The following is a 19,368-nucleotide window of genomic DNA, read 5'->3' as shown; positions in this document are numbered from 1 at the left end:
GCGTCAATGAAATCGCTCGCCAGACTGCCTCAGCGCAAGTCGCCGCGCAGTTCGGCCACCTGCAATTGCAGGGTCAGCCGATCAGCGCACTCAGGCATCAGCGGAGTACCCACCACCAGTTTGATGCGCGACCAGAAGCGCTTGAAGAAGCCCTTGGCCGGATCACGACTGAAGAAGCTGCCCCACAAGCCCTGCAATGCCATGGGAATGACCGGAACCGGGTTTTCCTCGAGAATGCGCTCGATGCCGCCCTTGAACTCGTTGAGTTCACCGTCGGCGGTCAACTTGCCCTCGGGGAAGATGCACACCACCTCACCATTACGCAGGTACTCGGCGATACGCTTGAAGGCCGCGTCATACACCAGCAAGTTCTCGTGACGGGCTGCTATGGGCACGGTGCCTGCGGTACGGAAGATGAAGTTAAGCACCGGCAAATCGTAGATCTTGTAATACATCACGAAGCGCACCGGGCGTCTTACTGCGCCACCGATCAACAACGCGTCGACGAAGGACACGTGATTGCACACCAGCACCGCCGGGCCCTCCTCGGGGATGGCGTCCAGGCCCTTGTGCTCGACCCGGTACATCGAATGCCCCAGCAGCCAGACCAGGAAGCGCATGCTGAACTCGGGGACGATCTTGAAGATGTAACTGTTCACCGCCACGTTCATCAGCGACACGACCAGGAACAGCTCCGGGATCGACAGCCCGGCCACACTGAGGAACAGGATCGAGACGATCGCCGACACCACCATGAACAGGGCGTTGAGGATGTTGTTCGCGGCGATCACCCGCGCCCGCTCGTTCTCCGCCGTCCGTGCCTGGATCAACGCATAAAGAGGCACTATGTAGAAGCCGCCGAATAGGCCGATGCCGAGGATATCGCCAAGGATCAGCCATGCCTGGGGCTCACTTACCACTGTCAACCAATCGTGTGGCGCAGCGCCTTGCGGGAAGCCACCGGAATGCCACCACAACAGGATGCCGAACAGCGTCAGGCCAATTGAGCCAAAGGGCACCAGACCGATCTCCACCTTGCCGCCGGACAAGCGCTCGCACAGCATCGAGCCCAGGGCGATTCCAACGGAGAACACGGTGAGAATCAGCGTCACCACGCTCTCATCGCCGTGCAGCAGTTCTTTCGAATAGGCAGGAATCTGCGTCAGGTAAACCGCCCCCAGGAACCAGAACCAGGAGTTGCCCACCAGCGAGCGCGATACGGAGGGCCGCTGACCGAGCCCCAGACGCATGATCCGCCACGACTGGCGAAAGATGTTCCAGTCAAGCGCAAGCTCAGGCAACGCTGCCGCCGCGCGTGGAATTCCACGGCTGGCCAGGTAACCGCAGCACGCAGTGAAGACAATGGCTCCGGCCACCACAGGTTCGTATCGATCAGCGGACATGATGATCCCCGCACCGATGGTCCCCGCCAGGATTGCCAGGAAGGTGCCCATCTCCACCAGGGCATTACCACCTACCAATTCATCCTCACGCAGCACCTGCGGCAGGATCGAGTACTTGACCGGGCCGAACAGCGCTGAGTGGGTGCCCATGGCGAACAGGGCAAGGAACAACAGCGGTAGGCTGTCGAAAACGAAGCCCGCTGCCCCCACCGCCATGATCAGGACTTCCGCCAGCTTGATCGCCCGGATCAGGGCATCCTTGGCGAACTTCTCACCAAATTGTCCACCCAGAGCTGAGAAAAGGAAGAACGGCAGGATGAACAGCAAGGCGCAGAGGTTGGTAAAGACGCCCTTGTCGCCCGCGATGCTCAGCTTGTAGAGGATGGCGAGAATCAACGACTGCTTGAAGATGTTGTCGTTGAAGGCGCCGAACAACTGGGTGACGAAGAAAGGTAGGAAGCGTCGGCTGCGCAGCAAGGCGAATTGCGAGTGTCGGGTCATCGTCCGTGTTCCTGGGTTTCGGCGGGCTCGCCGTCTCGCATTGGACAGCAGCTCCTCCCGCCAGGCCACATTTGCGGGCAGGTCCGCCGCCGCAAAAATCTAATGCAAACCATTTACAATTGATTTAAATTCGCGCCGCCAATAACAGCCCGTTAAACCAGCAGTAGCGAGCGCACGCATGTTCAGCAGGACCCGTCTCTGTCTCTCCATCTCCCTGGCCTGTCTCAGCCTGCCGACCTTCGGCGCCACGGTCGACGAGCCCCTCGAGCTGGAAACCATGACTGTCAGCGCCACCCGCGGCCACAGCCAACTGGGCAAGACGCCACAGAAGATCGTCGTGATCTCCCGCGAGCAGATCGAGGAACAACTGGCCATCACCAGCGACCACGGCCAGGTGCTGAGCAACCTGATCCCCTCTTATTCGCCCAGTCGCCAGAAGCTGAGCAATGCCGGCGAGACCTTCCGCGGCCGCACCGCCCTGGTGATGATCGACGGCGTGCCGCAGTCAACCCCACTGCGTGCCGGCGGGCGCGATGGCTACACCATCGACCTGTCCATGGTCGAGCGCATCGAAGTGATCTACGGCGCCAGTGCCGAACACGGCCTGGGCGCTACCGGCGGCATCATCAACTACGTCACCCGCCGCCCGCAGGGTGGCACCCTGAAGCAGCACGTAGGGGCTCGCATGGAGGCCGCAGACGACTTCGATCACGACAGCATGGGCTACAAGCTGGACTACCGCGTCGAAGGCAACCAGGGCAACTGGGACTACCTGGCGGCCATCAGCGGCCAGACCCGCGGCGTATTCTACGACGCTGACGGCGAGCTGATCGGCGTCGACGACACCCAGGGCGACGTCATGGACTCGCGCAGCAGCGACCTGCTGCTCAAGCTCGGCTACTGGCTCGACGCCGATCAGAACCTGGAGCTGATGGTCAACCGCTTCGAGCTCGAAGGCGATCATGACTACGTCAACGTGCCGGGCGACCGCGACGCTGGCATCCCCGCCACCTCGCGCAAGGGCCATCCGCTCGGCAAGGCCCCGCAGAACGAGGTGCTGTCCACCAGCTTGACCTACAGCCACACCGACCTGGCGGGTAACCTGCTCACCGCGCAACTCTACAGCCAACGTTTCCGCGCCCGTTACGGTGGTGGCATCCTCGCCGCCTTCCAGGACCCGGCCATCGCCCCGGTGGGCACGCTGTTCGATCAGTCGCAGAACGAGTCGGACAAGTACGGCGGCAAGCTCAGCCTGAGCCGTGACGATCTGCTCGACGGCTACCTCAAGCTCACCGGCGGCCTCGACTTCCTGCAGGACACCACCAGCCAGATGCTCATCGCTACCGACCGCGAGTGGGTGCCCGAGACGGTGTTCAAGAACCTGGCGCCCTTTCTCCAGGCCGAGGTACGCGCCACCGACCGCCTGACCCTGCACGGTGGCGTGCGCCACGAGTTCGCCAAACTGGAAGTGGACAGCTTCCAGACCATCGCTTCGGCTGGCGGCGTCACTGTCGAGGGCGGCAACCCTGACTTCGAGGAGACGCTGTACAACGCTGGCCTGGTGTTCCAGGCAAACGACTGGGCACAGGTGTTTGCCAACTACTCCGAAGGCTTCGGCATGCCCGACGTCGGCCGCGTACTGCGCGGCATCAGCCAGCCGGGCCAGAGCGTCGACGACTTCCTCGACCTCCAGCCGATCGTCACCGACAACCGTGAGATCGGCTTGCGCTTGAACTGGCAGGATCTGGACTTCGAGATCAGCTACTTCGAGTCCGACTCCGATCTCGGCTCGCGTCTGCAGAACGTCGGCGGCGTCTATCAGGTACGCCGCGAGCGCACCGAGATCGACGGTGTCGAGGCCACCGCTGGCTGGCAAGTCAACGACGCGCACCGGCTGCAGGCGACCTACAGCCATCTCAACGGCGAGTCCGACACCGACGGCGACGGCAAGGTCGATACCGACCTGGACGGCGCTAACATTGCGCCGGACCGCTACGGTCTGAGCTGGCAGGCCAACTGGAGCGACAAGTTGAACACTCGTGTGCAGGCCAACCATTACACCAGCCGCAGTTTCGACACCCCCGGCCTCGACTTCGACGGCTACAGCCTGGTGGACGCCTCCATCGGTTACCGCCTTCCGGTCGGCGAGGCCACCCTGGGCGTGGAAAACCTGTTCAACCGCGACTACATGACCTACTACGCGCAGGCCGCGAGCACCCGCGACGACCAGTTCTTCGCTGGCCGCGGACGCACCTTCACCTTGGGCTACCAAGTCAGCTTCTGACGCCCGGGCGCTCGACGCTGGACGGCCTCGCGAGAGGCCGTTCCACTTTCAAAGCGGCAACTGCCCCAACGCCCAGCGCAACAGGAAAAACAGCAGCAGGCCGCCGAGGATCGTCGCCAGCAGATGGCGAGTCAGTGCCGCGATCAGAATCGCCCCCAAGCCGGCGAGCAGATACGCATTGTCCAGCGCCAGATCGATGTGCTCGCCATCCGGCATCAGCATTCCTGGTACCACGATGGCGGTCAGCACGGCTGTCGGTACATAGTGCAGCCCCTGGCGGATCACCGGGGGGAAGCGCAGGTTGGGCCAAGCGAACAGGCTGTAGCGAATGGCGAAAGTAATGGCCGCCATTCCCAGAATCAGACTCCAGATTTCCATCAGACTCCGTCTCCCAGCAAATCGAAGCGATAGCGCCGCTCCAGCACGACCCCTACGGCGATGCCGCTCAGCGCGGCCACCATCAGGCCAAGCTTGTAAGGCAACCCATGGCACAGGAGCGCGACGACTCCAGCCACCAGGGCTGCCGCCAGGTGCGGACGATTGCGCAGCATGGGCACGACGATACCGATGAAGGTGGCCAGCATGGCGAAATCCAGGCCCCAGGCCGCCAGGTTCGGTACCGCCTGGCCGAAGATGACGCCAACCAGTGTGCACAGCTGCCAGTTGAGGTACATCGCCAGGGCACCGCCGAAGAAATACCAGTGTTTGTGCGGCGAGACATCGGTCTCGGCGTAACGGTGCTGGACCACTGCAAAAGCCTCATCCGTCAGCCAGAATGCCAGCGGCATGCGCCAGCGTGTCGGCAGGTGCCGGACGAAGGGCTGCAGCACCGCGCTGTAGAGGGCATGGCGCAGGTTAACCACGAAGGTGGTGAGCAATACCACCACCGCCCCTGCCCCACTGGCCAGCAGCGTGATAGCAATGAACTGCGATGAACCGGCGAACACCAGCAGCGACATGCCCAGGGTCTGCCAAGCGGACAGGCCAGCGCCGGCGGAAAGGGTGCCGAAGATGATGCCGAAGGGAATGGCGCCGACGATCATCGGTACGATGTCGCGGGCACCGCGGACGAACTCTGCGAAGCGGGACATGGGGCCTCCTTGTCCCGCAAGCCTAGTGACCGGCAGTCAGAGTGTCTTGAACGATCTTGCGCAGGCGTTGCGGTATTCGCCTGGCCCCACACCGTAGGCCTGTTTGAACTGGCGGGTCAGGTGGCTCTGGTCGGAAAAGCCGAGCTGCGCCGCTGTATTAGCCGGCGTGCAGCCGGCCTTCAGAAGCGCACGGGCCTGGTCCAGGCGCTGCTGCTTGAGCCAGGCATGCGGCGGCATGCCTGTAGCTCGGCGGAAGGTCCGGGCGAAATGGAACGGAGAGAGATTGACGGCCGCCGCCAACTCTTCCAGCGACGGTGGCTCAGCCAGGCGCTCGCGGAGCAGGTCTTTGGCCAACAGTATGGCCCGCGATTCGCGGCCAGGCTCACCAGGTTTCGGCAATTGGGCATGGCGCCGGAACAACGCCAGCAGGGCCTCGCGCCAAGCAGTCTGCTGCTGCAAGGCACTGGCCTCACCCTCCACCAGGCGATGCAACGCCAGGAAGGTCTGCACCAGATCGGCATCCTGATACACGCTGCTGCTGAACGTCGGCATCCCACCTTGAGGCAGCTCCAGTTCATCCATCAGTCCGCGGATCTGGCGAGCCTCTGGATAGAACACCCGGTAACGCCAGCCGTCATCGTGTCCTTTGGAGCCGGTATGAACCTCATCCGGATTGATCACCGCGAGGCTACCAGCCGGAGCCAGATGATCGACGCCTCGGTGGCGAAAACGCTCGGCCCCAGCCTCAACCACAGCTATCGCATAGCCGTCATGCACATGCGGCGCGAAGCGATGGTCGATATAGCGCGCGGACAGAAGCTCCAGCCCACCCAAGTGCCCGGCTTGCCAGAAATGCGCACTCTCACGGGGGTCTTCCATGGCCTCAGGCGCTGAACCGCGCTTCCAGGTTCTGCTTCACTTCCGGCCAGTCGCGGTCGGTGATGCTGAACAGCACGCTGTCATCCAGACGACCATCGGCGAGGCGGCGGTGATTGCGCAATACGCCTTCGCGCTGCGCCCCGAGCTTCTCTATTGCACGCTGCGAGCGCAGGTTGCTGGCGGCAGTTTTCAGCTGCACCCGCACCAGCTGCCACTCTTCGAAAGCATGGCGCAGCATCAGGTACTTGATCGACGCATTCAGACCGCTGCCATGCTCGCTGCCGGCCAGCCAGGTCCAGCCGATCTCGGCGGCCGGTAGGACCGGCATGAAATCGGCGAAACGAGTAGTGCCTACCAGGTTGTCCCCAAGGCGGATGGAGAACACCACGGCCTGCTCCTCGCGCTGGGCGGCCAACCCTTGGCGATACCAGTCCGGCCGCAGCGGGCCGTTCATGAAGATCAGGGCATCCCGGTTGGCATCAGCCAAAGCCACCAGGGGGGAAATATCGGCGTCGACCATCGGCTCGAGGCGCAAGGCACCGCGCTGCAGGATGACCGGTTGTGGCTTGAACATCTGCGCCCTCCTCAGGCGAAAAAACCTGCCCGATAAGAACGTCGCGATTTGCGGAAGTGCCGGGCAAGCGACCGCGCTGGACGAACGGAACGCCCCAGCCGGTGCTGGCACGCTAACAGCCCGGACCAAGTGGCTCAAGCCCGCCTGCGACCTTGGTAGCAGCCGCCTGACGAATTGCCGACTTTGGTGCGAAACTGCAACTAACTGATTTTCTGGCGGGCACCCGCCAATGGAATTCCCGGAGTCTGCATGTCGCTGTCCAGCGGGTTGATCGCCACGGTCGCCTTCCTCTACATGGCCATCCTCTTCGCCATTGCATTCTATGGCGACCGCCGCAGCGCGCCGCTCTCGCCTCGAGTCCGCGCCTGGGTCTACAGCCTCTCCCTGGCTGTGTATTGCACCAGCTGGACCTTCTTCGGCGCAGTCGGCCAGGCCGCCGGCCAGGTGTGGGCCTTCCTGCCGATCTACCTCGGCCCCATCCTGCTGCTGGTCTTCGCACCCTGGGTGGTGCAGAAGATGGTGCTGATCAGCAAACAGGAGAACATCACCTCCATCGCTGACTTCATTGCCGCGCGTTACGGCAAGTCGCAATCCCTGGCCGTAGTGGTGGCGCTGATCTGCCTGGTCAGCGTGCTTCCCTATATCGCCCTGCAACTCAAAGGCATTGTCCTCGGCGTGAACCTGCTGATCGGCTCCGGCGCCGAGTCCACCGGCACCCGCGCCCAGGACACTGCGCTGATCGTGTCACTGGTGCTGGCGCTGTTCACCATCCTCTTCGGTACTCGCAACCTCGATGCCACAGAGCACCACCGCGGCATGGTGCTGGCCATCGCCTTCGAATCGCTGGTCAAGCTGCTGGCCTTCCTTGCCGTAGGTGCCTTCGTCACCTTCGGCCTCTATGACGGCTTCGGCGACCTCTTCGAGCGCGCCCGCAGTGCTCCGCAACTTCAGGATTACTGGGCACAATCGCTGGACTGGTCGTCCGTGCTGGTGCAGACCGGGGTGGCGATGATTGCCATCATCTGCCTGCCCCGCCAGTTCCATGTGACGGTGGTGGAGAACATCGAACCCAAAGACCTTCGCCAGGCACGCTGGGTGTTTCCCATCTATCTGGCGCTGGCCGCCCTGTTCGTCGTACCAATCGCCCTGGCCGGACGAATGATGCTGCCCGACGGCGTGATGCCGGACTCCTTCGTCATCAGCCTGCCCCTGGCCGAAGCCCACCCGGCCCTGGCCTTGCTGGCCTTTATCGGTGGCGCATCGGCTGCCACCGGCATGGTCATCGTCGAAGCCGTGGCGCTGTCGACCATGGTCTCCAACGACATGCTCCTGCCCTGGCTGCTACGCCGGCAGAGCGCGGAACGGCCCTTCGAGGTCTTCCGCCACTGGATGCTCTCGGTGCGACGGGTCAGCATCGTCATCATCATCCTGCTGGGTTACGTCAGTTACCGCTTGCTCGGCTCCACCGCGAGCCTGGCGACCATTGGCCAGATCGCCTTCGCCGCCATCGCCCAACTCGGCCCGGCGATGATCGGTGCGCTGTTCTGGAAACAGGCCAACCGCCGTGGCGTATTCGCCGGCCTGGCGGCAGGCGCGGCCCTCTGGGCCTACACCCTGGTACTGCCGGTGATGGCGCGCGGCCTGGGCTGGCCGCTGGACAATTTCCCAGGCCTGTCCTGGCTGTCCAGCAACCCGTTGGGCCTGCCAATCGAGCCGCAGACCCAGGGCGTGGTGCTGTCGCTTGCGGGTAACTGGCTGCTGTTCGCCTGGGTCTCGGTGTTCTCCCGCACCCGAGTGTCCGAGCACTGGCAGGCCAGCCGCTTCGTCGGCCAGCAGGTGTCAGCACGCACCAGCTCCCGCTCTCTGCTCGCCGTACAGATCAACGACCTGTTGATGCTGGCCGCACGTTTCGTCGGCGAAGAGCGAGCGCGCCAGAGCTTCGAGCGCTTTGCCCTGCGCCTGGGCATCAGCTTCAACCCGACGCAGAACGCCAACCAGGACTGGATCACCCACACCGAACGCCTGCTTGCGGGGGTGCTCGGCGCCTCATCGGCACGGGCTGTGGTGAAAGCAGCCATCGAAGGCCGCGAGATGCAGGTGGAAGACGTGGTGCGTATTGCGGACGAAGCCTCCGAGGTGCTGCAGTTCAACCGCGCCCTCCTCCAAGGCGCGATCGAGAACATCACCCAGGGCATTAGCGTGGTCGACCAGTCCCTGCGCCTGGTGGCCTGGAATCGTCGTTACCTGGAGTTGTTCGAGTACCCCGAAGGGCTGATCAGCGTCGGCCGGCCCATCGCCGACATCATCCGTTTCAACGCCGAACGCGGCCTATGCGGCCCCGGAGAAGTGGAAACCCATGTGGCCCGACGCCTGTACTGGATGCGCCAGGGCAGGCCTCACACCTCCGAGCGGCTGTTCCCCAACGGTCGTGTCATCGAACTGATCGGCAACCCCATGCCTGGCGGCGGCTTCGTCATGAGTTTCACCGACATCACTGCCTATCGTGAGGCCGAGCAGGCGCTCAAGGACGCCAATGAGGGGCTGGAGCAGCGGGTCGCCGAGCGCACCCATGAGCTTTCCAAACTCAACCAGGCACTCATCGAGGCCAAAGGTACGGCCGAAGCCGCCAACCAATCCAAGACACGCTTCCTAGCCGCCGTCAGCCACGACCTGATGCAGCCGCTGAACGCCGCCCGGTTGTTCTCCGCAGCCCTCGGACATCAGCAGGAAGCCTTGCCAACCGAAGCCCGGGAACTGGTCAGCCACCTGGACAGCTCGCTGCGTTCGGCCGAAGACCTGATCACCGATCTACTGGATATTTCTCGCCTGGAAAGCGGCCGGATCACCCCTGACCGCATCGCCTTCCCACTTGCCTCGTTGTTCGACACCCTGGGCGCCGAATTCAAAGTGCTGGCCCAGGAACAAGGCGTCGATTTTCACCTACGCGGCAGCAAGCTGCGGGTCGAGAGCGACATGAAACTGCTGCGCCGAGTGTTGCAGAACTTCCTCACCAACGCTTTTCGCTACGCCAAGGGCCACGTACTGCTGGGCGTGCGCCGCGAAGGCGGGCAACTGCGCCTGGAAGTTTGGGACCGCGGTCCGGGCATTCCGGAAGACAAGCGCAAAGTGATATTCGAAGAATTCAAGCGGCTGGACAGCCACCAGACGCGTGCGGAAAAAGGTCTGGGCCTCGGCCTGGCAATTGCCGACGGGCTCTGCCGGGTGCTCGGACACAAGCTCGAGGTGCGTTCCTGGCCGGGTAAAGGCAGCGTTTTCAGTGTCACCGTTCCACTGGCGCGCATCCAGCAACCGTCGCCGGTTGTGCAGAAGGCACTGGAAGGGAATGGCCAGACCCTCAACGGTACACAGGTGCTGTGCATCGACAACGAAGACAGCATCCTCACCGGAATGCACAGCCTGCTGTCACGCTGGGGTTGTCAGGTATGGACCGCGCGAAATCGACTTGAATGCGAGCACCTGCTGGCCGAGTCCGTACACCCGCAACTGGCGCTGGTGGACTATCACCTCGACGAAGGCGAGACCGGCACTGAACTCATGGCCTGGCTGCGCACCCGCCTCGGCGAGCCCTTGCCCGGTGTAGTGATCAGTGCGGACGGCCGCGCCGAATTGGTAGCCGAAGTCCACGCCGCCGGCCTGGACTACCTGGCCAAACCAGTCAAGCCTGCGGCTCTGCGTGCCCTGATAAGCCGCCACGTCAAACTGCAATGAGCCAGTAGCCGGGTGGATGCCGCTTTTCACATTCGCCCGCGAGCGCTCGGTTAATCCACGATAGTCGGTCGATGATGCGTGCCCCAACGGACTGGTGCCCCACACAGCAGCCTGTTGCTGACCGCCCTGATGGATCCGTGTCGTCCACCGCCGTTGCCATCACCCTTCCCAGCTACAGAAACACAAGGCACTACGCCCATTGCTGGCGGCAGGCTACTGGCCACGTCGGCCACTGGATGCGCGATCGTTTCAAGGAGAAAAGCTTGCACGCGCTGGCAAGGGTCTTCGGCCAATTGATCAGTTCCTGGTACATCGGCTTTTTCCACACGCCGCTGCTGCCGGAACTGCTCTGGCGCTTGGGAAGGTCAATTGGGACTGATGCGCAGCCCTTTCGCGAATGAAATGGCTCTGTCTGCGTTGAGAGTTGCAAGTGGCGGCATTCCTTGTAGGAGCGGGGGACGCCGAGTTCTTGCTCGCGCAACCGGACCCTTTCGCGAGCAAGCTCGCTCCTACAATGCTCTCAGCCCGGCCATTGATTGCTAGTAACAGCAACGCAGGCAGAGGCAATGAATCCCCCCCTGCAGCCTCAGAGCTGCTCATCAAGCAACGGCAATCCCCCCGCACGTTCAAGCAGATCACTGGGCAGGCTCTTGCTGGCACGGGCGCCTAGCAACTTGAGGTTCTCCACTCGGCTGATCAGGTTGCCGCGCCCATCCACCAGCTTGTTACGGGCTGAGGCGTAGGCCTTGTCCAACTGCTGCAAGCGGCTGCCCATCTCGTCCAGATCCTGCACGAAGGAAACGAATTTGTCATAGAGGGCCCCAGCGCGCTCGGCGATTTCACGGGCGTTCTGGCTCTGCCGCTCCTGCCTCCAGAGGCTGTCGATAACCCGCAGGGTGGCGAGCAAGGTAGTCGGACTGACGATCACGATGTGCTGCTCGAAAGCTTCCTGGAACAAGCCAGGGTCAGCCTGCAGTGCGGCGGCGAAGGCGGCTTCGATCGGCACGAAGAGCAGCACGAAGTCCAGGCTGTGCAGGCCCTCCAGGCGTTGGTAATCCTTCACCGAGAGGCCCTTGAGGTGGCTGCGCAGCGACAGCACATGCTGCTTCAACGCGACACTGCGGCTGGCCTCGTCTTCGGCGGCCACCAGCGCCTGATAGGCGCTGAGGCTGACCTTGGCGTCCACCACCACCTGTTTGTCTCCTGGCAGCTGCACCAGCACGTCGGGCTGGAAGCGCTCACCATCGGCACTCTTCAGGCTGACCTGGGTCTGGTACTCACGCCCTTTCTCCAAACCGGCATGTTCCAGCACCCGCTCCAGCACCAACTCGCCCCAGTTGCCTTGGGTTTTCTGGCCTTTCAAGGCGCGAGTCAGGTTGGTCGCCTCATCGCCCAGACGTTGGTTGAGCTGCTGCAGGCGCTCCAGCTCCTTGCCCAGGGAAAAACGTTCACGGGCTTCCTGTTGATAGCTTTCCTCGACACGCTTCTCGAACGCCTGGATGCGCTCCTTGAGCGGGTCGAGCAATTGGCCCAGACGTTGCTGGCTGGTTTCGGCAAAACGCTGCTCACGTTCATCGAAGATCTTCCCTGCTAACTCAGCGAATTGTGCTCGCAGATCATCACGAGCCGCTTGCAGGTCTCCCAGGCGCTGCGCGTGAGCCTCACGCTGCTCACGTAACTCAGCCTCCAGCCCCGCGCGCTCAGCGGCCAGATGACGCAGTTCGGCCTCCTTGCGTTCGCGTTCCTGATTCCAGGCCAACAGTGCCTCTCGGGCGCTCTGGCGCTCGACACCCAGCAGCTCAGCCTCACGGCGCAGGGCTGCCAATTCGGCTTGCTGGGCAGCATTGAACTGACTGAGTTCGCGGTTCTCGTCCCGGCTGTCATCCAACTGAACAGCCAGGCCATCCTGGGCCATCTGCGCGGTCGCCAGGCGCTCCTCGAGCAGGGCCAGGTTGGCCTGCATGGCCGACAGACGACGCTGCTGGTGCCAAACCAGGCCCAGCAGAGGCACAGCGGCGGCCAGCAGGCCGATCAGCAGGTTGGGAATATCAATGGGCATGGAAGGCTCCGCACAGGAATGCCGGGCAGTATACCCAGCCTCACGCGGCGCTATCAGGGCTTGAGCGGAAGACGGCTAAGCAGGCGCTTGGCTTCGTGGGAGCCTTGCGACGCCGCCTGCTCCAGCCAGTAGCGGGCCTGCTTTGGCTCGTTGATACGCGGCTGGCTACACAAGCGCCCCAGTTCAAGCTGGGCACGGCGATCGCCGGCACGAGCGGCCTGACGAAGCATCTCCAGGCCGATACGACGATCACGGTTGTTGCCACAATCGCGGCAGAGCATTTGCCCTAGGCGACTCTGGGCCTCGACCACACCTTCGCGGGCAGGCTGCTTGAGCAGGTTGCCGGCGAACCGCTTCACGCTGGAGGCCTGGCCAAGACGCGGGTTATCCAGCAACCAGAAGGCCACACGCAATGGCAGGGTCTGCTCTGCGGGAATGGAGGAAGCAGGTATGCGGTACTTCATGAATCGGACAGGGGTGACCGGAAAGGCGCGCAACTCTACTCCTTTTTTCCCATAGGTAAAGCCTTTCAATTGTCGCGGACAGCGTTCTAGAGCAACTGCTCTGCACAATCCACAGAAGCTGTGGATAACTCTGTGCAGAAGTTGCTAGCAACATCACCTATCGCTTGTGCTTTGGGGCCTGCGCTCAAACTGGTGATTTTTTCGCCAACAAAAAAAGTCCTTGTTTTTCATCTATTTAATAAATCAGCGCTGAGAATCAAACGCTTACGAAGCAAATCGGGAGCGGATCGAGAAGCTGCTTCGCAACTGTGCACAACTGCCGACTGTCAATAGCCGCCGCGCCCTTTTGAGGGGCATTTCCGGTCGAAAGCCTGCGCCAGGCCAGGCAGAACGGGCGTGCCAGCTGTCGACAGGTGGTGCAAAAAATTGCCTTACCAAGCCCGGTTCGTTCGTTCTGCTGAAGCGATTGCTCCAACACCGTGCACAAGCCAGAGTCGAAAGCTCGTTCGGTCCGGCGATTGAGTGAACCACGTCATCTGGCCTTAGAATATCGAGCCTCCTCCCATCGACTGCGTGCCATGGACAAAGCCCGGATACATCGCCTGATCGTCGACAAGCTCGGCGCCGACCTGCTCCTGTTGCAGCGCGCAGCACAAACCGCCTATGAGGCGGCGACCCATGAAGAAAACGTTGCCGAGAACAAATACGACACCTTGGGTCTGGAAGCCTCGTATCTGGCCACTGGCCAGGCCCGTCGCGCCGCTGAGATCAAACAGGCGCTAGGCCTGTTCGAGCATCTCAACCTGCGCGCCTACGATGCCAGCCGCGGCATCCAGCTCAGCGCGCTGGTGGTGCTAGCCGCCGAAGATGGTTCCGAACAGACGCTATTCCTGGGCCCCGAGGCCGCCGGCCTGAAGGTTGTCGAACAGGGCCGCGAAATCACCGTGATCAGCCCGCGCTCGCCTCTCGGACAGGGGCTTCTGGGGAAGGCCGAAGGCGCCGAGGTCGTGATTGCCATCGGCAATAGTCGCCAGGTGTTCGAAGTGGTCGAGGTACACTGAAGGCGTTGCGCATTACGCCGGGAGGCTCCATGCCCATCCAACGTCGCCGCGTCCTGCGGATCAGCTTCAACCCCTGGCTGCTGACCATGAGCATCGCACTGGGCATCTGGCTAGGGTTCGTCGCGGTGGCCCTGACCGGCTACGCCGGCTACAAGCTTTACATGGCCGATGCTCCAGCCCCAGTCAGCCAGGTTGCTCCTCCTCCTCCTCCGCAACCGGCGCAACCCTCGCCTGACGAGAAGCGTCTGCAGCAGTACGAAGACAATTACAACGCGGCCCAACGTGAAGAAAACGCGCGCCTGCAAAAGCTGGAAGAGGCTCGGCGCCTGGGTGATGCAAAGTGCCAGTTCTGGACCGAGCAGTACCGCAATGCACCTACTGACAAGGCACGGCGGAACATGGAACAGTACTGCAACTGAACTGCCGAACCGACCAAAGGCAGCCTGCTTCAGGATTCCTTCATATTGCTCGGACTAAACTCAAGGCGTGCGCCCAGTTGGTGGAGCAAGAGGCGGTTCGCAATGAGTCCCGAAATTTTCATAGCCTTGATGGTCATGGGTTGGCTACTGGCAGCGGTCGCGCTGCTGTGGGCCATGCTTCGGATCTCCCACCATCACCACCACAGCCCACCTTCACCACCCCGCTCTACGCGGTCGTTTCGACGGAGCAAGGCACGGCAATCGCCGGTGATACCCCACTGATACCCACAGCTGATCCGCTAACTTGCAGGGCTGCCTTGCGGTCCTGCTCTGCTTATTATTGTGGGGGCGAATTCATTCGCATCCACAACGAATACTCCACTACTTGACTACCTGTTCATGCCACGTTCAGCGGAAATCACGACTCCTGATATCCAGCCCGCTCAGGAGCGGCGTGAGATCCTGCAACCGTCGCGCGATCAGGTGACACACGCCATCCACTGACTCCAGGCGGCCCTCCACCTGCAGCAATTGCGAGTCCACCAGCACGCGTCGCTGTCGCTCGGCCAGATCGTGCCAGACCACCACATTGACCATGCCGTGCTCATCTTCCAGGGTCACGAAGATCACCCCGCTGGCTGTTTGTGGGCGCTGACGACCAACCACCAGCCCGGCAAAGCTGACATTGCGCCCATGCGGGGTACCGACCAGATCCCGTGAACTGCGGCAGCGCCGACTCTGTAACTGGCTACGCAGCAAGGCCAGCGGGTGAGGGCCAAGGGTGGTACCGATGGTGGCGTAGTCGGCGTATAGGTCTTCGCCCACCGTCGGCAAAGGCAGGGCCACCTGTGCCTCCACCTGCGTGGGCAGGTCGGCGAACAACGGGGTCTGCACCTCGACTCCCGCTACCGCCCAGCGTGCCTTGTGCCGGTGCCCCGCCAAGCCACGCAGGGCACTGGCATCGGCCAGCAGCTCGCGGGCACGGGCATCCAGCCGAGCACGCCGGCAGAGGTCGGTGACGTTGTCGAAGGGGCGGATCTGCCGGGCGCTCTCGATGCGCCGAGCGTCCTCCTCGCGAAATCCTCGCACCATTCGCAGCCCCAATCGGATGGCAGGTTGCTCGGCTTTGCCAGGTTCCAGCGAGCAGTCCCAATCGCTGGAACGCACATCCACCGGACGCACCTCGATGCGATGGCGACGGGCGTCCTGCAGCACCTGATCGGGGCTGTAGAAACCCATGGGCCAGCTATTGATCAGTGCGCAGGCATAGGCAGCCGGCTCATGGCATTTCAGCCAGCAACTGGCGTAGGTCAGCAGGGCAAAGCTGGCCGCGTGGGATTCGGGGAATCCATAGCTGCCGAACCCCTTGATCTGCTCGAAAATACGCGCCGCAAACTCCGCGCTGTAGCCGCGTTCCAGCATGCCGTGTGTGAGGCGTTCCTGATGCGGCTCCAGGCCGCCATGGCGCTTCCAGGCGGCCATCGAGCGGCGCAGCTGATCGGCTTCTCCGGGGCTGTACCCGGCAGCCACGATCGCCAGTTGCATGACCTGCTCCTGAAACAGCGGCACCCCCAGGGTGCGCTCGAAGACCTCGCGCAGTTCGTCGCTGGGATAAGTCACCGGCTCCTCGCCCTTTCGCCTGCGCAGGTACGGATGGACCATGTCGCCCTGGATCGGCCCGGGTCGGACGATGGCGACTTCGATCACCAGGTCGTAGAAGGTTTTCGGCTTGAGGCGTGGCAGCATGGCCATCTGCGCGCGCGACTCGATCTGGAACACGCCGACCGTATCGGCGCGGCCAATCATCTCGTAGGTAGCCTCGTCCTCAGCCGGGATGGTCGCCAGCGTCAGATCAAGCCCGCGATGGCGGCGCAGCAGGTCGAATGTGCGGCGCAGGGCACTGAGCATGCCAAGGGCGAGGATATCCACCTTGAGCAGGCCAACCAGATCGAGGTCATCCTTGTCCCACTGGATGATGGTGCGCTCGGCCATCGCGGCGTTCTCCACCGGCACCAGGGTATGCAGCGGTTGCTCGGAGATGACGAACCCGCCGGGGTGCTGCGACAAGTGACGAGGAAAGCCGATCAGCTCGCTGGTCAGCGCCAACACCCGCCGCAACACCGGGCTTTCCGGGTCGAAGCCGCACTCACGTAGCCGTTCGGGCGGTGGCGCGTAGTCTGACCAACGGCCAAAACAATCGGCCAGGGCATTGACCTGGTCGGGTGGCAGTCCCAGGGCCTTGGCCACGTCGCGTACTGCGCCCGCACCGTGATAGGTGCTGACCACCGCCGTCAGCGCTGCACGCCCCCTGCCGTAGCGCTGGAAGACGTACTGCAGCACCTCTTCCCGACGCTCGTGCTCGAAGTCGACGTCGATATCCGGCGGCTCGTTGCGCTCGCGGGAGAGGAAGCGTTCAAACAGCATTTTCACCCGCGACGGGTCGATCTCGGTGATGCCTAGCGCAAAGCACACCGTGGAGTTGGCCGCCGAGCCGCGTCCTTGGCAGAGAATGCCGCGATCACGCGCGAAACGGACGATATCATGCACCGTCAGGAAGTAGCTCTCGTAACCCATCTCGGCGATCAGCTGCAGCTCCTGCTCCACCTGTTTCCGTGCCGACAGCGGAGCACCATCAGGCCAACGCTCCTTCATCCCCGCCTCGGTCAGTACGCTTAGCCAACTGGCGGGACTGTGCCTTGCGGGCACCAGCTCATGCGGATACTGGTAGCGCAACTGGCCGAGGTCGAAGGTGCAGCGCCGGGCGATGCGCAGCGTCTCAGCCAGCAGTTCCGTCGGGTAGAGAGCGGCCAGCAGGTCACGTCGACGCAGGTGGCGCTCGCCATTGGGAAACAGGCGTAGCCCGGCCTCGGCCACCGTGCAGTGGTGGCGGATGGCGGTCATGCAGTCCTGCAAGGCACGACGGCCCCGTGCATGCATGTGCACATCGCCCGCCGCTACGGGCGTTATTCCCAGGCTTTCGGCCAGCTCCAGCAAACGGGCCAGGCGCTGACTGTCGTCCGGCCCATGGTGCAACTCCACCGCCAACCACAGGCGCTCGGGAAACTGGTCGAGCAGCCAGCGTCCTTCGGCTCCATCGTCGTCCGGTCTGGGCAGCCAAAGTGCTAGCAGCCCCTCCAACGGCACGTCCAGATCCTCGCGCAGCAGGCGGTACTCGCCCTTTTTCGCTCGACGCCGAGCCTGAGTGATCAACTGGCAAAGGTGCTGATAGCCCGTGAGGCTTTCCACCAGCAGCACGACCTTCGGACCATTCTCGATGCACATCTCACTGCCGATGATCAACGGCAAGCCCGCGTCCTTAGCGGCCTGCCAGGCACGCACGATGCCGGACAAGGTGCACTCGTCAGTAATCGCCAAGGCTTGATAGCCATGCAGCGCAGCCCGTTCGAACAATTCCCGGGCGCTGGAAGCTCCGCGTTGGAAGCTGAAATTGGACAGACAATGCAGCTCCGCGTAATCGAGGCTCATGCGAACCATCCATGCAGCCACAGCGGGCCACTGCCATCTACCGACCGGTACGCCCAGGCACGCTGGCCATTACGGGTCTCGACCAGATAGTAATCGCGGCGCACGTCGCCGCCGTCCCACCAGCCGGACTCGATGCGTTCGGGGCCGGCGAGGATGCGCGGCGTAGTTTCGCGCAGGGGGACCGGCTCGCGAAGCAACCAGCCGGGCCGCGGCGAGCCTGGCAATAAGGGGGCTGATCGGCTGTCGCTCTCCATCCGCCAGGCGCATTCGGGGCGATGGTCGGCCTGCGCGCTCAGACCATGCACCGCATCATCGCCAAGGCGAGCACGCAGCCGTTCGCGTAACCGCTCCCAAGGCACGGACTGCTGTGGACGCTCGTCGAACAACTCACGCCGCTCCGGCACGAACGCCGGCAGGTCTCGCGCCACCAGGCGGAAGCCGCGCACCGGCGCGGGCACCAGGATCTGCTCCAGCCGTCCCCGCGCCAGTTCGAACAGCAAGGCCGCCTCGCGCTCGGCCCTGAGCAGCCCGACCGACACCTGCGTATCGACACGATCGCGGTGCTCCAGATACAGGGTAAAGCGCTGCACGCCGCTATCACGACCGGCAAGATAGGCCGCCAGATCGGAGGTCATACGCCGAAGCGGGAACAGCAGCGCCAGGTGCGACTCGGCCTCGAAGTTCAGCTCGATGCGCACATCGAACTCATCCGGCGGCGTGTAGCAGCCCAGCGCCAACGGTCGGACGCCGAGCAGGGTATCCAGGTGCCGTAACACATCGGCCGGGAAGCGTTTGGCCAGGGTTTCGCGCGGCAGGGTCATGACCTGGCGCACGCTGCGCAACCCCATGCGACCGAAAGCCGTAGCCACCTCACGGGACCATCCTGCCCTGTCTACGGGCAACTGCCCGAGTATCAAATGCAGTTCGGCCTGGTCTGTCACCGCCAGGCCGTCATGGGCATTGGCCAACATCCGAGCCGCTGCCGGGTTAGGGGCTGCGACGATGCGATGGCGAAACCCGAGCTCCGCCAGCTCACTGCGCAAACGCGCCTCAAACTGCGGCCAGGGGCCGAACAGGCCAAAGCTGGACTGCACCTCCAACAGCAGTGCGCGTGGGTAGAACAAGCTCACCTGGGAGCTGAAGCGGTAGGCCCAGGCGGCCAGGAAGCGGTGCCAACGCTCGATATCCGACGAGTCGTACTCGGCCATGGCGAAATCCCGCGTCATGGCATGGGCTGCCGTCAGGGATTGGCCAGGGTTCAGGCCCAGCGCTCGCGCCGCCGGATTGAGCGCCCGCAGCACGCGGCGCTGCGGCGTGCCCGTCACCAGTGCCAACGGCGCATCAGGCGTGGGGTGGCCACGCAGGACGCCATCCAGCGCCAGTTGCGGTAACAGAATGCAGGCCCAACACATGTGAAG

General features: G+C 63.2%; 14 protein-coding genes. 5 read left to right on the top strand and 9 right to left on the bottom strand.

Annotated features, from left to right (window positions below; translation table 11 throughout):
* Positions 1 to 29 precede the first annotated feature (29 nt).
* Entirely contained in the window at positions 30 to 1,904 is a 1,875-nt protein-coding gene (locus tag OXH74_RS15545; protein ID WP_375737789.1) for an MFS transporter, read from the bottom strand.
* Positions 1,905 to 2,082: 178 nt separating this feature from the next.
* Between OXH74_RS15545 and OXH74_RS15540 the strand changes: the two genes are divergently transcribed.
* Positions 2,083 to 4,188, top strand: a complete 2,106-nt coding sequence (locus tag OXH74_RS15540; protein ID WP_375737788.1) for a TonB-dependent receptor — start codon at positions 2,083 to 2,085, stop codon at positions 4,186 to 4,188.
* 48 nt (positions 4,189 to 4,236) lie between these two features.
* On the opposite strand, the gene OXH74_RS15535 is transcribed toward OXH74_RS15540, so the two are convergent.
* From OXH74_RS15535 to OXH74_RS15520, 4 genes are read right to left on the bottom strand one after another with little or no spacing between them, the layout of a single operon-like run.
* Positions 4,237 to 4,566, bottom strand: a complete 330-nt coding sequence (locus OXH74_RS15535) for an AzlD domain-containing protein (RefSeq protein WP_375737787.1) — start codon at positions 4,564 to 4,566, stop codon at positions 4,237 to 4,239.
* Positions 4,566 to 5,279: an AzlC family ABC transporter permease gene (locus tag OXH74_RS15530; protein WP_375737786.1), complete on the bottom strand. Its 714-nt coding sequence runs from the start codon at positions 5,277 to 5,279 to the stop codon at positions 4,566 to 4,568. The genes OXH74_RS15535 and OXH74_RS15530 overlap by 1 nt, the downstream gene beginning before the upstream one ends.
* Before the next feature lie 36 nt (positions 5,280 to 5,315).
* Entirely contained in the window at positions 5,316 to 6,158 is an 843-nt protein-coding gene (locus OXH74_RS15525) for an AraC family ligand binding domain-containing protein (protein ID WP_375737785.1), read from the bottom strand.
* A 4-nt stretch (positions 6,159 to 6,162) separates the two neighbouring features.
* A complete protein-coding gene (locus OXH74_RS15520) occupies positions 6,163 to 6,732 on the bottom strand; it encodes a GNAT family N-acetyltransferase (protein WP_375737784.1) in 570 nt (189 codons plus the stop codon).
* Positions 6,733 to 6,981: 249 nt separating this feature from the next.
* On the opposite strand from OXH74_RS15520, the gene OXH74_RS15515 reads away from it, so the two are divergent.
* Together OXH74_RS15515 and OXH74_RS15510 are read left to right on the top strand one after the other, a co-directional pair.
* The gene (locus tag OXH74_RS15515) at positions 6,982 to 10,461 is read left to right on the top strand and encodes a NahK/ErcS family hybrid sensor histidine kinase/response regulator (protein ID WP_375737783.1); all 3,480 of its coding nucleotides are present in this window, start codon (positions 6,982 to 6,984) and stop codon (positions 10,459 to 10,461) included.
* A gap of 137 nt (positions 10,462 to 10,598) precedes the next feature.
* Positions 10,599 to 10,862, top strand: coding sequence for a hypothetical protein (locus OXH74_RS15510; protein WP_375737782.1), 264 nt, complete (start codon positions 10,599 to 10,601; stop codon positions 10,860 to 10,862).
* Between the two features lie 185 nt (positions 10,863 to 11,047).
* On the opposite strand, the gene rmuC is transcribed toward OXH74_RS15510, so the two are convergent.
* Both rmuC and OXH74_RS15500 read right to left on the bottom strand, forming a co-directional pair.
* On the bottom strand, positions 11,048 to 12,406 hold the full coding sequence (rmuC, locus tag OXH74_RS15505; protein WP_375741628.1) for a DNA recombination protein RmuC: 1,359 nt from the start codon (positions 12,404 to 12,406) through the stop codon (positions 11,048 to 11,050).
* Between the two features lie 167 nt (positions 12,407 to 12,573).
* Positions 12,574 to 12,984: a tetratricopeptide repeat protein gene (locus tag OXH74_RS15500; protein WP_375741627.1), complete on the bottom strand. Its 411-nt coding sequence runs from the start codon at positions 12,982 to 12,984 to the stop codon at positions 12,574 to 12,576.
* A 578-nt stretch (positions 12,985 to 13,562) separates the two neighbouring features.
* On the opposite strand from OXH74_RS15500, the gene OXH74_RS15495 reads away from it, so the two are divergent.
* Positions 13,563 to 14,045: a GreA/GreB family elongation factor gene (locus OXH74_RS15495; protein ID WP_215376618.1), complete on the top strand. Its 483-nt coding sequence runs from the start codon at positions 13,563 to 13,565 to the stop codon at positions 14,043 to 14,045.
* A gap of 29 nt (positions 14,046 to 14,074) precedes the next feature.
* The gene (locus tag OXH74_RS15490; RefSeq protein WP_375737781.1) at positions 14,075 to 14,464 is read left to right on the top strand and encodes a hypothetical protein; all 390 of its coding nucleotides are present in this window, start codon (positions 14,075 to 14,077) and stop codon (positions 14,462 to 14,464) included.
* 408 nt (positions 14,465 to 14,872) lie between these two features.
* On the opposite strand, the gene OXH74_RS15485 is transcribed toward OXH74_RS15490, so the two are convergent.
* Together OXH74_RS15485 and OXH74_RS15480 are read right to left on the bottom strand one after the other, a co-directional pair.
* Entirely contained in the window at positions 14,873 to 17,971 is a 3,099-nt protein-coding gene (locus OXH74_RS15485) for an error-prone DNA polymerase (protein ID WP_375737780.1), read from the bottom strand.
* A complete protein-coding gene (locus OXH74_RS15480; protein ID WP_375737779.1) occupies positions 17,947 to 19,362 on the bottom strand; it encodes a DNA polymerase Y family protein in 1,416 nt (471 codons plus the stop codon). Before OXH74_RS15480 ends, OXH74_RS15485 begins: the two co-directional genes overlap by 25 nt.
* Between the last annotated feature and the right edge of the window lie 6 nt (positions 19,363 to 19,368).

Source organism: Metapseudomonas boanensis (assembly GCF_042232855.1).
Taxonomy (GTDB): Bacteria; Pseudomonadota; Gammaproteobacteria; order Pseudomonadales; family Pseudomonadaceae; genus Metapseudomonas; species Metapseudomonas boanensis.
Note: the sequence above shows the minus strand (reverse complement) of the source record. Positions and strands in the feature narration are given on the sequence as shown.